The organism is Alteromonas marina (assembly GCF_000808575.1).
In the GTDB taxonomy this organism is placed as follows: domain Bacteria; phylum Pseudomonadota; class Gammaproteobacteria; order Enterobacterales; family Alteromonadaceae; genus Alteromonas; species Alteromonas marina_A.
In genome coordinates this window covers 1-17,087 of sequence record NZ_JWLW01000010.1, presented here as the reverse complement: position 1 = coordinate 17,087, position 17,087 = coordinate 1, and the positions used below count along the sequence as shown (strand labels likewise).

General features: G+C 39.0%; 12 protein-coding genes and 1 pseudogene. All 13 read left to right on the top strand.

The window, feature by feature from the left end; all coding sequences use genetic code 11:
- Window positions 1-321: 321 nt before the first annotated feature.
- Window positions 322-1,371: a hypothetical protein gene (locus tag RJ41_RS05050; protein WP_039217811.1), complete on the top strand. Its 1,050-nt coding sequence runs from the start codon at window positions 322-324 to the stop codon at window positions 1,369-1,371.
- A 1-nt stretch (window position 1,372) separates the two neighbouring features.
- Window positions 1,373-3,289, top strand: a complete 1,917-nt coding sequence (locus RJ41_RS05045; protein WP_039217808.1) for a rhamnan synthesis F family protein — start codon at window positions 1,373-1,375, stop codon at window positions 3,287-3,289.
- A 1-nt stretch (window position 3,290) separates the two neighbouring features.
- A complete protein-coding gene (locus RJ41_RS05040; protein WP_039217806.1) occupies window positions 3,291-4,271 on the top strand; it encodes a hypothetical protein in 981 nt (326 codons plus the stop codon).
- On the top strand, window positions 4,268-5,476 hold the full coding sequence (locus tag RJ41_RS05035) for a glycosyltransferase family 2 protein (protein WP_039217802.1): 1,209 nt from the start codon (window positions 4,268-4,270) through the stop codon (window positions 5,474-5,476). The genes RJ41_RS05040 and RJ41_RS05035 overlap by 4 nt, the downstream gene beginning before the upstream one ends.
- A 6-nt stretch (window positions 5,477-5,482) precedes the next feature.
- Entirely contained in the window at window positions 5,483-6,193 is a 711-nt protein-coding gene (locus RJ41_RS05030; protein WP_039217800.1) for a sulfotransferase family 2 domain-containing protein, read from the top strand.
- Window positions 6,194-6,217: 24 nt separating this feature from the next.
- Complete coding sequence (locus RJ41_RS05025; protein WP_039217797.1) at window positions 6,218-7,126, top strand: glycosyltransferase family protein; 909 nt, start codon at window positions 6,218-6,220, stop codon at window positions 7,124-7,126.
- A 41-nt stretch (window positions 7,127-7,167) separates the two neighbouring features.
- Window positions 7,168-7,608: a sulfatase-like hydrolase/transferase gene (locus RJ41_RS05020; RefSeq protein WP_039217796.1), complete on the top strand. Its 441-nt coding sequence runs from the start codon at window positions 7,168-7,170 to the stop codon at window positions 7,606-7,608.
- Window positions 7,601-7,783, top strand: a complete 183-nt coding sequence (locus RJ41_RS05015; RefSeq protein WP_039217794.1) for a hypothetical protein — start codon at window positions 7,601-7,603, stop codon at window positions 7,781-7,783. Before RJ41_RS05020 ends, RJ41_RS05015 begins: the two co-directional genes overlap by 8 nt.
- A 222-nt stretch (window positions 7,784-8,005) precedes the next feature.
- Window positions 8,006-8,278: a hypothetical protein gene (locus RJ41_RS05010; protein ID WP_039217793.1), complete on the top strand. Its 273-nt coding sequence runs from the start codon at window positions 8,006-8,008 to the stop codon at window positions 8,276-8,278.
- Window positions 8,279-8,444: 166 nt separating this feature from the next.
- A complete protein-coding gene (locus RJ41_RS05005) occupies window positions 8,445-11,372 on the top strand; it encodes an FG-GAP repeat domain-containing protein (RefSeq protein WP_039217792.1) in 2,928 nt (975 codons plus the stop codon).
- A gap of 319 nt (window positions 11,373-11,691) precedes the next feature.
- On the top strand, window positions 11,692-12,069 hold the full coding sequence (locus RJ41_RS05000) for a hypothetical protein (RefSeq protein ID WP_039217789.1): 378 nt from the start codon (window positions 11,692-11,694) through the stop codon (window positions 12,067-12,069).
- A 24-nt stretch (window positions 12,070-12,093) separates the two neighbouring features.
- Window positions 12,094-16,782 carry a hypothetical protein gene (locus tag RJ41_RS18680; RefSeq protein ID WP_052235398.1) on the top strand — a complete coding sequence of 1,563 codons (4,689 nt, stop codon included), beginning with the start codon at window positions 12,094-12,096 and terminating at the stop codon, window positions 16,780-16,782.
- Between the two features lie 112 nt (window positions 16,783-16,894).
- Window positions 16,895-17,050 (top strand): annotated as a pseudogene (locus RJ41_RS19030) (transposase domain-containing protein); the annotation flags it as partial.
- Window positions 17,051-17,087: the final 37 nt, after the last annotated feature.

Genomic DNA, 17,087 nt, shown 5'->3' with positions numbered 1-17,087 from the left:
TGCTTCAGTATGAACGCATTTTAGTAGACGAAGATGGAATTAGGTTAAGTTCTCTTGTTCAAAAACATACTCATTGTATGTCCTTTCATTTGTTCGTTTATTTTTGTAAATTCCCAAACCGTCTGTAGCGTTTGTTGCTCTTGATTTTTTAGTTAGCAGGAGTGCATATGATTTGCTTCAAATGTATAGAAAGTGTTGGGAACGAAGCAGAAGAAAGCAGAACCATAATCAAAGCCAAATAGGCCTTCGGTTTCATCCACGAAACATGTATGTTCATTAATTAGAATTGGATTTTTCCACAAAAACACACGCAGAATAAATATGCTTAAAAATAAATCATTAAGGGAATTTGGATACAATTTTTTAGGGCCTATAATCGCTACATATGTTACCGAAGTTAACAGGCAGTTACGCCAACTAGCATCTCATACAAACGTTAAAGTTTTCCACCTGGCCCGAGAAGGCTATGTTTTCGAAAAAGCATTCGACATTGTAAATAATGGAAATGTAGCTTCTAGTTACTTGAACGTTTCTAGAACATTCTTGTTTAGAATTACGTGTGATATTGAAGAATCTTGGAAATATAGCGTCAAGCATAGCTTCAAAGGTACGTTAGGTGACTTTTTTAAATCTCGATTCGCTTTCACTCAGGAAAATGTAGAAGAGTTCCTGGATAGCGGAGATCTAGATAAGGCAATCTCTTTACCTGAAGATTTCGATTACATATGTCGTATTTTAAAAGCTAATCAGAAAAGTATACGTAAAGTCACATCTCCTACGAGAGAGATATACTTGAATTATTTGAATAGCGTAGGTTTAACTGATAGCACTGTAACCCCAGTTGTTTTAGATGTAGGGTATTCGGGAACGATACAAAAATTGCTGACATTGTTATTGAAAAAAGATATCTCCGGTATTTATATGATAACTACAAAGTCAGGACAAATTGAGATTGGTGATAATGTGGCGTCTATTAATCATGTATTTAAGACTGACGTCAAAATGGGGGGCGGCTATATGATGCTTGACCGATCAATGTTTTTAGAGTCGCTCTTAACTGCCCCAAATGGCCAATTCGTAGACATTCTGCAAAACGTAAATAACGATAGTTTTCATTTTTGCTATGGCAAGCAGACATATACACAGGAAAACTTCACTGATCTTGCTACGGTTCAAGGTGGTGCGCTTTCCTGCGTTGAAGACTGTATTAAACACACTGTTCTGTACTCGGTAGAAGAGATAGAAGAGCTATTTGAAACCTATGTCACCCATCGTAATTTGCTTCCAAGAGCGACATGGCCTTTGTTTGTGTTAGACGATGCAATTTCAGGTGAAGGGAACCTTAATCCACTTAGTTTCTTTGGGTTGTAGTATGAAGAGTAATGTAAAGAAGATAGTAAGACGTGCGCAACAATCGCTAGAACTGAGTTCAAAGCCAAAAATAGCAAAAGCATTTAAGCTAGCAAAATCCGAAGGGCTGTTTGATTATAATTGGTACCAAGAACGTTATGGCCAATTTCCACATGAGTTAGCAGCATTTACAGATTATTTAGATAAATCGACGTCGTCGAACGTAAATCCATCTGCGCGCTTTGATACGGAATTTTATCAAAGATGTAATGTTGATATTTATCTCAATGGTATAAGTCCTCTCCTTCATTATATGTATCACGGGCGATATGAGGGTAGAGCATCAGCAGGTGTTTTCGACCGATGGCTACCGTCAGATGAATTGTTGGCGAAAGATTCTTCAACTTGGAAGTCCCAGAAAATAGCCATAGTTCTACATATTTATTATCCAGATTTTGTTGATAAATTTGCCGATACAGTCCGACACTTTCCAACAAATGTTGATATTTTTGTAACCGCGGGAACAAGTGATATTGAGCAAGCATCTAAAAATAAATTTAGTAAGCTCGATAATGTGAAATCTGTTAAAACCACGATTTGTGAAAATCGAGGTAGGAACTTCGGTCCATTCTTAGTCAACTTTAGTAAAGAGTTACTAGAGTACGACCTAATGTGTCATCTGCATTCGAAAAAGTCACTTTATAGCGGGCGAGAACAAACGCAATGGTTTGACTACTTAAATAACTTCCTTCTAAAGGATAAACACGTTGTTAAATCAGTGCTTCGCTTGTTTGATGGTAATGATGATCTGGGGATGTATTACCCAACATCTTTCTGGATGATGCCAGCGTGGGTAAACCATTGGACTTGCAATAAGCCATTTGCAAAAGGGTTTGAGGATGATTGGGGGTTAGATATTTCAGACAACTTCGTCAACTACCCGGTTGGTGGAATGTTCTGGGCTAGGCCGAAAGCGTTAAAACCTTTGCTTGATAGGAAGTTTACTTATGAAGATTTTCCAATCGAACCATTACCTAACGATGGAAGTTGGTTACATGCGTTGGAGCGAGTACTTGGTCTGTTAGCCGAAAAGCAAGGATATAAACAGTTCTTTTATTATCCTCCGCAAGGTAAATTTACAACTGACAAGTCTTCTATATCTGCCTCATATTTCAAATCGCCTGAATCTCTACTAGGAGACATTCAAAATTTTGACATTGTCTCGTTTGATATATTTGATACGGTGTTGCGTCGAGACTACACTGCGCCGGACTATGCCAAGTTCAAATTAGGTAAGGACTTGGTCAATGAAGGTTTCTTCCAAAGTCCTGAAGCATTTGTAGAGGATCGTAATGCTGCAGAACTAGCTTGTCGTAAAAAACAAAACTTTGAGGGCGATGTTGATATATTTGAAACGTATCACGCTTTAGCAATTGAGAAAGAAATAGACCCGCTTATTACTCAAAACTGGGCCGAGCGCGAGTTCTGTTATGATCTGGAAATGGCACAGCCGAAAGACGAAATGGTTAAGATCGTTCATGAGTTAAATGCGAAAGGGCGAGACATTTGGTTTATCACAGACATCTACTATACCAAAGAGCAAATATCAAAAATGCTACGTAAGATTGGCATTTCGGTTCCTTACACGTTATTAGTCAGTTCTGACATTAAAAAACGTAAAGACACCGGAACTATGTGGAAATACGTCAAGTCTAGAGTCGACAAGCTTGAAAAAAGCTTTATTCACGTGGGAGACAACGTGCGCTCAGATGCTCAAATTTGCGGTGACTTTGGACTTCAAAATGTTCATATACTCAACCCATTAGACAAATGGCGTATTGCCAATCTCACAGACCATAAATTAGACAACGAAGAAAACATATTAAAATGGGGAAAGCTTATCTCGCACTTTGGCCGCTACCCATTTTTTGGTGAATAGAATGAAGTTATATTTACATGTAGGGCCTCACAAAACGGGCACAACACTAATTCAAAAAACTATGTTGGATAACCAAGGGTTATTGCTTCAGAAGGGACTTTTTTATCCAAAAGGATTCCTTACTATTTTTGGACATCATGAATTCAGAAGTAAGGTGAAAGAGCGAGAGATTACTGACGATGACGTATCTTTTCTTAAGCACACGGGTAAGAACGTTCTTTTATCAAGCGAAGACTTTATATCGCTTAATGAGGACGACTTTAGATACCTCAAAGAGCGTTTAGTTGATTTTGAGATAGAAGTGATTTACGCCTGGAGAAGGGCGAATAAGAAGCTTTTTTCAATTTGGCAAGAATATGTAAAACACGGTGGGCAAGACACCTTTTTTGAGTATCACTTCCCTCATATTGCGAGACCAGCGACTAGTGGAATGCTTTCGCCAGATGTAAAGCTTAGTATGCTTGCTCGGGTTTTCGGTAAAAACAATATATCTATCATCGACTACGATGCTGCAGCAAAAGCAGATAATTTGCTTGATCTTTTTTGTGGGCTCGTAGGTCTTAAAAACGCTTCTGAACTTACTGTTCCACTGCAAGACAAGAACGCAAGCAATAAATCGATGAAATTTCATGAATCAGAATTGTTACGCGCTCTGAATTGTCACTTTGCTCTTACATCGAATGTCACTGGTGTTGCGGTAAGGTTGGCATTTAACGAAAACAAAGATCAATTAAATCAGAACCTACTTCAAGACCTACTGAAAATTATTGAGAAAGATGTCATCCACGTGAATGCTGACAAGTATTTTATAGATCAACGCAGTGAAAATGTACTCACTAACAAGTTCGAGCATTGTCTCGTGAACTACGAAGAGAGCCTTTTACTTAACTCGTTCAGCATAAGCAGCCAAAAGTGGTTAGTGGATGAACGTGCTCGCTCTATGTTTGAGTCCCTGTCTAATCAATTACGAAAGTTTTTATGATTAATATGTTCAAAATTAATAAGAGTAAGATAAAAACCAAAATTGTCGCGGTTGCTAAAGATGAGGGTGCTTACTTTGCAGAGTGGATACACCATCATTTATATTTAGGGTTTGACGCTATTGATATTTATGTGAATAGAACTAGCGATAACTCACTAAAAATATTGAAAAAAATTTCTGATAAATATCCTCAGGTTAACTTCTTTACTGCCGATTGGATTGATTTGTGTTCTGAAGAAGTCAGTGGGAAAATTCAAGAAATTGTATACGCATTAGCTCTAGACAAAGAGAAAAAAAATAAAGACTTCGACTACTTAATGTATTTGGATATTGATGAATTCTGGATGCCCAGAGATCTCACAACATCCATAGATAAAGTTATATCTAAGCTAAAGCATCCCGACTCTATTTCATTTCAATGGATTAACGAATTAGGGCGAGAAGAACCTTTTAGTCAATTGTCATGTGACATAGTAGGAAGAAGACATAAGCTGGTAAAAACAGTTTTCAAAGTATCAGATAAAGTACAAAAAGTTCTTTTGCACCTACCTGTGATTTCGCGAGCAAAAATGCTGTTAGCCGATGGAACGGTGTATAAGCCAGAAGACGGACAACATGAGCAACTTAATAGTTCTCTCTCTTACGACAGAGAGATAATGATTATTCACAGAATGTTTCGCTCACCCACTGAGTACGTATCGTTATTGAACAGGGGGCGTCCTTCTAGTAAGCAGTCTCAAATTAAAACTAATCGTTCAGGTTACAACAGGTGTATGGGAGAGGAGACGACATTCTCTTTGAATAAGGAAGCTCATGAGATATACAGTCAAAGTTTTATAGACTTCTTAGATGAAACTACGCTTTCAAAAGAAATGAACGTAGCGAAAAAATTCATATTGCAGAGGTATGAAAAGAGTATAAGTGCAATATCGTCAATTGATAGTAAAGAAGCTACCAAAGCAGTCAGAGCACTTCAATTTACCAATGAAGAAATCTACAGAGAGTTAGTAAAAAAGTTTGGTGATGATAAGTTCATTTCATCTATCGGAAGACCAGTAGTACTGAAAGAAATGGCAACCTACTTTTCCACGATAGACATTAATGTCGCACTCCGCTACGTTGAACGAGCTTTAGAAATACACCCCAGAGCGCCCCAAATCATAGACTTACATAAACGCTTACTGCAACAGGCTAAAAACTCGTAAATTTTTATGAAAATAATCAGTACATTCAATAAGTTTAGGCCTCGTTTCAATAGTATTTTAGGAACCTCGGACGTTAGATGGCTTTCTCATCATATTCCTAAAACAGCGGGTACGTCTCTCAGAGCATCTTTTGACGAAGCCTTCGGTAGGCGTCAAGTGTATGATTTATATAACCCAACGTTAGTTAAAGATTTCTCAAATGGCCAAAGGTTGGATATTCCTAAGAGAATTTCTTTGATACATGGGCATTTTCAGCCACACCCAAACCAAACAGAGCTTTATCAGAACGCAAAGCGCATTATTTGGATTAGAGATCCCGTGGCCAGAGCTTGGTCAGTGTTAAAGCACTTAATTAGCGTGCAGAAACACAAAAAGGAGTTTTTGCTACTGAAAGAATCTTTCGGGGAAAGGGTTCATACTCCTGACGATGAAATACTAGACTTTTTTTTAAAGAAAAACGAATTTAAGCATTTGAATCGACCTTATCAAAATTATTTTAAAAACGTACCTATTGAAGATTTTGCATTCGTTGGTGTAACAGAAAGGTTTGATAGTGATATCAAAAAGCTTAGCGAGTTGATGGAAGTCAAATTAAAAACAAAAACGCTCAATGCAATACCTTCAAAAAGTGTCATTAATAAGGATGACTTCAAGCACTATTTAAAGGAAGAGTACTTTCTGGTCAGAAACTTTATCGATTATGACTCCCCACAATGACTCAAAAAATATTAAGGAGTACTAATGTTTGAGTTTTCTATTGCTTCACCCCATAAAAATGTCTTGTGGTACGATTACAGGGTTTTTATCAATACAAAACATGAGTTAGAAAAGCTTGGTTGTGTCTACAAAAAAAATGCCGTTAATCGAGTCTATTTACTAAGTCCACCTGTTAGAAAAAGCTATGAGGATGTTAGTGAGTTTGAACCAGATGCTAATAACATTGCCATTATTTATTCTCATTTCGAAAAAGTAGAGAACCTAAACGGGTTTAACAAAGTTTTTGTGCCTAGCAACCTTGTTCAAGATTTTCTGCTCAAGAAAAGAAAAGAATCATCACAGTGGTTTAAAAAAAACCCTTTTCTAGATTCCAAGAAAAAGCTTGAAGTGTTACCGCCCTATTCATCACTATCAGAAAAGAAAGGCAAGCCCAATTTACCTCAATGTGATCTGTGTTTTATAGGTTCACCAAGGATCAGACCAATAGTCGAAGATATACTACCTATTGTGGAAAAGCATAACTTGAATTTTCATCTTTATGGTCCTGGTTGGGAACGTTATTCAGGAAACCCATCTGCGAAGAAGTTTGTTGTTGCAAAAACTATAGAGTATCACCAGTTTGCTGATCTGGCGCTAGCTGCAAAAATATGCTTAATTGACCATCACGAAACGATGAATGAAATTGGTGCAGTTAGTCATAAGTATGTGGACCATCTCCATAGTGGTGCGTTTCTTATTAGTGACAAAAATAAAGATGCACTAGAAAATTACGCAGGTGTCTGTTACCAAAACAGCAAAGAATTAGAAGAGTTAGTAGATTTTTATTTGAAAAATCCGATTGGTAGAGAGGAAAAGCGAAGAGAGCAGTTAGATATTGCTAAAAATTACACAACATTAAATGCTGCTAAGAAACTAATGGCAAATTTTATTTAAGCCCACAGTTCAACACTTCATATATGTAAAGGATTACGATAGTGAAAAACTTCATATTAATAACAAGCATATCTTTTTTATTACTAGGGTGTGGCGGTGATAAAAACAATTCTGCACCTCTTCAAGAAGTACCCGAGCAAAGCGAGAAATCCAAACCACCCAATGTTATTGTTATTTTCACGGACGATCATGGATATGCAGATTTAGGCAGTCAAAATCAGGTTACAGACATTCTCACGCCCAATATTGACACATTAGCTGCGAATGGTGTTCGCTTTACTAATGGATATGTTACTGCGCCACAATGTGCACCCTCCCGAGCTGGCTTGTTGACAGGCGTGTATCAGCAACGTTTTGGTTTTGACGAAAATAAGCATGGGCCATTACCTCTTCAAGTTCAAACAATCGCCACTGCCTACAAGGAACTAGGCTATACAACTGGTATGGTAGGAAAAGGGCATCGAAAGAGAGTACTTGTTTAATCTAGCGGACGACCCCGAAGAAAAAGTCAATTTGATCAACGTTTTTGAAGATAAAGCCGCAGAGCTTAAGGACGAATATGAGGCTTGGGATAGAAATAATTCAAGAGTTGACCCATACAGTGAACTTGAAAAACCCTTCGCCAGAAGGTTTGATTTTTATCTTGATAAGCCTTGATAGTACAAGTAATCCTAAAAAAGGAAGACTTCTCATATCTTCCCTATAGTGACTGTTACTTGCGCTCGGTTCGTTTTTTGGCTCGAGCGCATGTCCTATAGCATATCTATATTTTTCCTATCATTACGTCCTAAAAGTAAAACATAAAACTTAATTCGTATTGCCCTAGTTGGAAACATATACTATTTTAGCTAAATATTTCTTCAGATTAGGGACGATTAGATGAAAATATCCACTTCAAAATGCCGTGTTTTTCTTACCGCATGTCTCTCTTTTTGTTTGCTTTTTAGTGTTTCTACAGTCGCTCAAGCTAAGAATGAGCAGTTTTCTACAAAACTAGCAGACTCTCCTTTATCCAAAGAACAAAAAGTAGTCATTGAAAAAAACAGTGTGTTTCAGCTTCAACGTAAAGCGTTGAAAGACCCTTTAAAGCACGGTGAGTACGAGACCCTCAAACAACTAGGTAACTTATTTAGTCGTCCCGGTCACTTTTAAAACAAATCTGTAGCGCTAAATAATAAGAAAGCTGTTAAGCACAACATTTTTATTGTTAAGTCTTGAATAGAGACGTCGACCATACTTTCGTGTCTATTCAGTGTGAAAATTATCAGAAAAATAATGGTAAACACTGTAACAATCAGTGGATAAATGTGAGATTAAAATGAAATTAAAAAGAATAAATACCGCAGTTTTCGTCGCTTTAGGCTTGATTCCTGGGCTCAGTCTTGCGAATTCATTAAATGACGTTATACAGCAAAACGACTACGTATTGATTGATAAGCCAGATGCAGTTGAAGGGCTTGGAAATACGCCTAGTTACATACTCTCAAAAAAAGATGATGAGGTTATCATATCTCAAGGCTATAGATTGAACTTGCAAAGCCCTGGAGCTGCGGAAATTGAAGAATCTGGCGCTGATTTGTTAATAAAACCACTTAATGAGATGGCATCTTCTGGCTTTCCTTTAATAGGCGTTTTCGATGAAAACTACCGACAAAAATGGGGGGATGAGGTTTTTGATCAGCTAGAGAAAGCACATATAGCTGGCATTATCCCTGCTACTATGCAGTACGAAGTAGTGTACGGCACTAAGGCACTTATTCTTAGCAATCACAATAGTGAAAATGAAACCTCTACTCTTACTATCGAGTCTTTTGAGCGTCTTATCATTCCTCAAGATGTCATTGATAACATTGATGGCGGCTGGCAGGGGCCAGAAAAACCTGAAGCTTTAAGTACAAGCGAACCAAGGGATATTAATCTTCAAAACGTTAATACCAGTAGCCTAGTTCAGATCGAGAACTTTTCTAGCAAGGAGTGGGCGTTACCACTTTATGCCGAATTAAATTCAGCGTTCGGTGGTCAGGAAAAGTCTTTTGTAACAGACCTAAGTGGTGATATTTCAAATGGTGTCGGTACAACTCAAGTACTTAACGTGTCGTTTGGTGTGTCATATACGAATAACACAGTGACTGTAGTTACAGCGGACACTTTGTATAAATATTATCCCTATTCGAAAAATGGTGAAGATTGGGAGGTCTTGGTAGAAACATATGAAGGTGGTGAATTAATATCGTTAAAGAGTGATTTCTTGGTCGAGAAAAAAGACAATACTGCTAACTTTACGAAGCACCTTACAACCAGATTCCCTTTCTTTCAAAACGCTTACATCAACGGCCGAAACCCTGCAAATTACAATGATGATGGTATTCTTGAGTGCTGGTCAGTGTTCGGATATGTCTTCAACCAAGACTTAACGCTCGACCGGGGTGTTGCCTGTGATGACATTGATGAAATTATAAGGTTGGGCGACGACAGGTGGACTTATGAAGTTAAACCAAACGGAAATGTAGCTTTAACATTTGATGCACTTGATAATTTCTATCGAGAGCGCACTTGGGTTCCCTTGTCAACTGATGAAAATGGTTTTACTCGTGTCCTAGAATTTAGCCTTTGGCAACGAGACTATGATAGTGACGGTGTATTAGACGAAGATGGATACTTTATACAACCGAGGGTTAATCTAATTAAATTGGCCGATATGAGTCAATATGAGCAGTTTTATACGAACTCAGGACTACAAGGTGACAATGACGGCGATGGCATTAATGATAGTAATGACAATGATGATGACAACGACGGCATGTCGGATTTGTTCGAAAACTCTTACAGCCTGAATCACCTAGATGCCACTGACGCAAGCGCGGATGGCGATTTTGATGGGCTCACTAATCTTCAGGAGTTTAATGCGGGAACGGATCCGTCTAACAGAGATAGTGATGGTGATGGTGTGCCAGATGGCAGAGATGGCTCGCCGCTTGATGCCACCGTCAAAGGTGGGCAGACTGTTGTCAGTATAAGATACTTTACCGATATTAATGACGACCGTGTTCCAGATTGGTATGTGGCGACAAAGTATACAGATGGTTACGAAGTAGTAATACGCTCAGGAATAGACGATGAAATACTACAAACAATAGCTTGGAAACAAGATTACAAAGAAGCAGAATTTGTTCATCTTGATGATATCAACGGTGATGGAGTTAATGAGATTGGTCTTTTTGGTTTCGTTGATTTTGTTGGTGAAAATGACAACCTTAAAAAAGCTCAGTTATTTGTTAAAGACCCTGTTACGGGGGAAAGAGTCGTTGTTCATAACTGGCCGGGAAATTGGTCAGACGTTAAATTCTTGTTGGCCACAGATGCAAATGATGACGGCATCATCGACGTTGCAATTCAAGGTAAGTTCAAAGATGGTAATCGCCCTCAGCTGTTTGTTAAGGATGCCGTCACCGGCGAAAGACTAGCGCTTCATTCCTATCCTTCGATCTATTCAAAAACAGAATACAATTGGTTTAGTGATTTTGATGGTGATGGAATTCAAGATATTTCAATGATAGGGCAAAGACCGAACGGGAAAATCCAAATTAGAATTAGCTCTGGCGAAGATGGCGAAAAGGTTGATGCTTATAATTTTCCAGCCAATTATTCTGATTTCTCTTGGAGAACCGCGGGCGATATAAACCAAGATGGTACTTTAGATTATGGGCTTTTGGCTAAGCGATTAGATGATGGTCGAGTTCAATTCTTCACGAAAAGCGGAGTAGATAAAACCGGTACATTGGGCATATATTCGTGGCCAGAATTAACGAACTTCGAGCTCTTTAGAGTTCGAGACTTAAATGATGACTCTCAGCGTGAGTTCGCTCTGGTGGGCTTTAGGGAAGAATCCGGACGATATCAAATGATTGTCAAAGATGGTAGAGATAGAAATAACACTATTTCTACTGCAGGTTGGCCCGACAAATGGGACGAAGTGTCTTTCGAGTACATGGGGGATATTGATAGAGACGCTGCAAGAAGCTCTGATATTGCACTTTTCGGTAAGAGAAAAACTAACGGTGCATGGCAGTTGAATATCCGTAGTTCTGCAGGCGAAAGTATTGGGCAAATAGAATTGGGGAATGAATGGGACAGTAAGCCTAAGTTTTACCATACAAGTAGTTCTGGTGTGATCAACATGCTGGTTTATGGTGAGGTGAATGGCGTAAGTACCGTAAAACCTATTAACTATGATTTAACCAATTAAGCAAAGACTAAGACATTCGATAGTCTGTTTTAAAGGTTAGTCGTTACTAAAACCTATCGGGTATGCAGAATAATAGTTTTTATTTCTGTATACCCGTGTAGATATTTTTTTGATGCTGGAAAGCTAACTAATTAAATTATCGTGCAAAAGCAACCTTAAATAAAAAGAAAGAAGCCCACATTATTTACGGTCAACTGCAAATCTATAACGCTACGTTTAATCATGCCTTAAAGGTAAAACATAACACTTAATTTATATTGCCCTAGTTGGAAAATTATACTATTTTAAGTTAGTATTTCTTCAGATTAGGGACGATTAGATGAAAATATCTACTCCAAAATGCCGTGTTTTTCTTACCACATGTCTTTCTTTATGCTTGCTTTTTAGTGTTTCCACCGTCGCTCAAACAGACAACGAGCAGTTTTCGAAAAAACTAGCAGACTCCCCCTTACCCAAGGAACAAAAAGCAATAATTGAACAAAACAGGGCGTTTCAGCTACAACGTCAAGCGTTGGAAAACCGCGTTAAGCGTGGTGAATACGAGGCTTACAAAGAGCTAGGTGACTTATATAGTCGCCCCGGTCACTTTCAAAACAAATCTATCGCGCTAAATAATTACAAAAAAGCTCTTGAGCATAACATTCCCAATGTTAAGGCTCATATTGAAAAGCTTACCCACCAATCTACCAAACACTAATTTGAATTTTAAAAGGAATCGACCATGAAAAGTCGAGTGTTTAAAAGGGCAGCTATGCTCTCGTCGCTGGCAGCTGTTGTCCCAATTTCGGTTCAGGCAGCTGAACTCAAAGGTCAAGTGTATTTAGATTATTATCCATACACAGGTGCGGAATTAATATTCTTACAAAATGGAGAGCAAGTTGCTGTCACGCACACCGATGACTTTGGCAACTACCTGCTTCAAGATATTGACCCAGGTCGCTATCGAGTAAGGGTTCGCTCATCCGATTTTAATTCGGCACAATCATTTGCAGATGTTCAGGACGGAGCAAACATACACAACGTATGGTTGCTAAATGAAGTCGATGTTCCAGTTGTGACTAAGTATGAGCTATCTGGTCAGTTAACCGATTTAAACGGGAGAGTTTATCCCAACGCGGAAATCAGACTTAATAGCAATGATGGATTTGGCAGTACCTCTATCTACACCGACGAGGACGGCTACTACTCCTCATCGATTGAAGAGGGCAGCTACAGTGTCGAATATAGCTTTTACGGCGATGTAGATATTGATGGTGATGGTGAGTTCGACCAGTATCTTAATCTGAATGCAAATGGTGAGCAGTTAAATTTATCAGCACCAACTACAAAAGATTTTGTTTTTCAGGTCAAGGAAGTTGAAATAAAAGCTGTCTATGACGGGCAAACTTTTAGTGCTGATTTAAGAACAAACCAAAGCTACTCGTACAGTTTAAATGATGACTTTATAAGTGCGTACGTTTATTCATTTGTTTACGACACGATCGATACCAATGCAATTTTGCCCGCAGGGCAGGCTATAAGTGGTAGTTTAATACCTTTTGATGATGCCTTTTTTGTGACTTCACTAGGTGCATTGGAAACTACTTCGGATTCGACGTTAGACTCATTTGAGGTTGAATTAGAAGATACTGGTTATATTGTTGATGTTGCGATTACCGATATTGATGGTGAGGCATTATTAGGGGCGTGTGCAAGATTACACACCGATGATTACACAATAAGCATTTATCGTTGTGCCAATGACCAGGATAATATTGCGACTTTCCGCGTTCCAAGTGCGAATTATACTTTTAGTTCTTCTAATTACAGACGAGACTGGATGGCGAGTAATGCGGATTACTCATATATAAGTTTGAACACTATTGGTGCGCTCGACTTATCAGAACAGCCAAATGAAAATGTTAACCTTTCTCACGATCTAGTGCTTCCAGTTTACAAGCAGCGAGGTCGCGTTGTAGATGAAGAAGGCAATAGAATTGAAGGCGCACAAATTTCTTACAACGCTTATTCGTGGTTTGAATACAACGGTTTTGACAGCTATGTGAGTGCTCAATTTGATGGCCTGTCTACTAATGTAAACGGGATTTTCGAGGTATATGTACCATTTGCACTAGAGGAAATGTATGTCTCCGCACCATCTGGCTCGGGTCTGATGGGCGGCTACTTTGAATATTCATCATCACGGAAAGATAAGCTTTTCAATATTGTTTTATCTGAGAGTGGCAGTGAAGGGCCAGATCCTGAGCCAGGTGAAGGTGTTGTTGTAAGTGGTAAAGTCACTAACATTCTAGGTGAACCCCTTTCAATGAATGTTAGTGTTTATGATATCAACTATGACATTGTTAATTCTACGACGTCAGACAGCAACGGAAATTATAGCGTCTCAGTTCCAGATAATAGTGAATATCGTATAGATGTTAGTTACAAAAACTACTGGACTTCTGCAAGCGCTTACTCGTCTAACTATGTTAATTCTAGAAGCGAACTGTTTACAGTATCGGGTGATTCAGAGCAGGATATTGTTATTCCAGTGCTTTCAAGCTCATTCAGAGTAGTGGGAGCCGATGGCGTTGCCATACCTGGTATGCAAATAGAGGTAAGAGGGAATTCTTACCCCTCAGGTATCGATTACTCTTATTCTCGACATACAGGTGTAACTAACAACGAAGGTTTAGTCACAATTGCAGCACCTATTCAGTATGTGTCTACTACAATAAATAATGGCCCTTTGCCTGTGTATGAGGACATGTATCGAGAGAGCGAGGAGTCTACAAATACACACACCGATATTATTTATTTGGGCACATTCGTCGTGCCAGACGCTGACGAAGACGGCATACCTGATTTCTATGAAGAACGCTTCGGCTACGACGATGCGTCTTTCGATTACGATGGTGATGGCCTAACTTTTCTTGAAGAATATCAGAACATGTCATCCCCTTTCTCTGCGGATACAGATACAGATGGCATCCTAGATGTTGATGATACTAATTCACAATTGTTCAAAGGTGTTGGTGATGTTGATACGTCATTAGATTCTGACAATGATGGCTGGGGCGATGTCTATGAAATTATGCAAGGCCTTGATCCATATGATGAAAATATCAAGCCTCTTTTACTTAGCAACCTAGATTTAAACAATGAAGGCCTCGAAAGTTGTTTAATCAATAGTATGGACGAGTGGAATAACAGAGATGCTGTTTACGCTCATGAAATAGACAGTTTAAATTGTTGGAACTCTGCTTTAACGTCGTTAGATGGTATTGAAAGCTTTGTAAATCTTGACTATTTTAATTTGTCCTACGATAGCGAAATAGAAGACTTCAGTGCTTTAGCATCATTGAAAAGGTTGAGATCTCTCTATATTAACAACGCAGAGTTAGTGTCTCTTGACTTCTTAGCAGATCTCCAAGCACTGGAAAACCTCAATATTTCCTTAACTGCATATACTGGTGACTTGTCGGTATTTACTCACTTAAATTCTTTAAGAAGCCTATCAATTAGGTTTGGTGATTATGAAGGCGATATAAGTGTTTTAGGGACACTAACGAATCTCTATAGCTTGTGGTTAAGAGATGGCGAAAATATCGAGAGTATAGACTTCGCATTAAACTTACCTAACTTGAGATCTCTTAGCTTACAGAATTTCCCTTTAATCAGTGAAGAATTGTCTAAGCTTGCGGTACTTGAAAATTTAGAGACGCTTTATTTAGGTAGTACGCCAGTCAATGACTTAGATTGGATAGTCGCGTTACAGAATTTACGCACATTTGATGTTTGTTGTCAGAGTGGCGTTGACTTCTCAGTACTAGCGCAATTGCCAAATTTAAAGTGGCTATATATCTCTGATTCGGGTCTTACCGATATAAGTTTCCTTGAAGGTATGGAGTTAGAGGGTTTAGGGCTATGGAATAATAATATTTCTGATCTCAGTCCTTTAGAAGGGATGGAGTCCCTTATGTATATCTATCTTGATGGCAATAGTGAGCTTACTTGTTTAGAAGATGCTGGCTGGGAATTAGATTACTATTCATTGGAGCTGTATTGTCCATTCGATGAGCTAGATACTGATGGCGACGGTCTTGCAGATTCGATAGATGAAGATGACGATAATGATGGCATTCCAGATGTTGACGACGCTAATCCGTTGCAGTTTGACCCAGCGGTATTACTTGATGCCATGATGCTGTCTGCAAAAACTAATGGCCAGGATGATTTAATGGCTATCGTGTCTTCATCAGTAAATGCAGGGCAATTAGCTGTTAACGTTTACCAAAGCGAAGATATGTCGTTAGTTCATCGCATTGAGTTTAATCGTGACTACAGCGAACCCAAAGCTGTTGTTTTGGATGATATCAACTTGAATGGTTATCCAGAGGTTGGCCTTTTCGGTATTGTTCAAACAGAGCTGTCTGACGGAAGCATTGAAAACAAAGCCCAGCTTCTGGTAAAAGACCCACTGTCTGGTGAAACGGTAAAAGCCTACAATTGGCCTGCGAACTGGAGCAACATGTCACTTATCATGTTGGATGATATGAATGGTGACGGGATTAAAGACTTCGGTCTACAAGGTAATTTTTATATTGGAAACAGACCTCAACTAGTCATTAAGGATGCTGTTAGCGGTGCAACTATTGATACTGTTAGTTATCCTGATCTGTTAGATAGCCCGCGTTATCACATGCTTTCTGACATGAATAGTGATGGTGTGAGTGAAATCGGTTTATTTGGTATATTGAAGTCAAATAATAAAATTCAAATAAAAGTTGCTGACGGCGCTGACACTGCTGAACGACTAGCGTCTTACAACTTCCCTGATAAATGGTCTAATGTTAGCTGGCATGAACTGTTTGACGTAAACTTTGACTTATCAACCGACTTTGGAATGTTCGGAACGAATAAGGAAGATGGGCGAGTTCAGTTGTTCACGAAAAGTGGTACCGATAGAGCAGGCACCCTTGGTATTTTTGGGTGGCCTGATGACCTTGAAAATGCTGAGTTGATAAAAGTACCAGACATGAATGCAGATTCAGTACCTGAGTTGGCAGTGTTTGGCTACCGTTCATCAGCAGACCGGTTCCAACTTATCGTAAAAGATAGTACTGATCGTGACGTCACTTTAGTCTCACATGGTTGGAGAAACAATCTTACCGATGTTAGCGTACACGTCCTGGGAGATATGAACTTCGACAATGTATCCGAAGTTGCCATTCTTGGTCAGCGTTCTTCAGGTGCTTGGGAGTTGAATATTAAAGATGGTGCTTTAGGCGAGACCTACTCGGTTGAAGTATTAGGAAGTGATTGGCTTGATAAGCCTAAACTCTTGCTCATCGAAAATAGCTCAGAGTCAAAAGTACTGGTGTACGGAAACACGACATCAGGTAGCGAGGTTAAACTAATTCTTAACTAGCCTCTGCTACATACCTTTGAAGTAACCGATTTAAAAAACCATTGATTTTATTCAATGGTTTTTTTTTTGCGAGCTGTGATTACAACATAGAGGGCTGTCCGGCAATCCTAACGGTGCAAGGGCCAGTGCAATGCAATACAGCATTATCGAAACGGCAAAGGCCAACAGCCTCAATGTGTTCGAGTATGTGATGACTTGCCTTGACGAACTGAGCAAGTCTAACGTCGATGTTGAGCAACTGCTACTATGGCAGTTTGCTAAGCGCTAGGTGGTATTGCCGGACGGATGCGTATTTCGGTGAATCC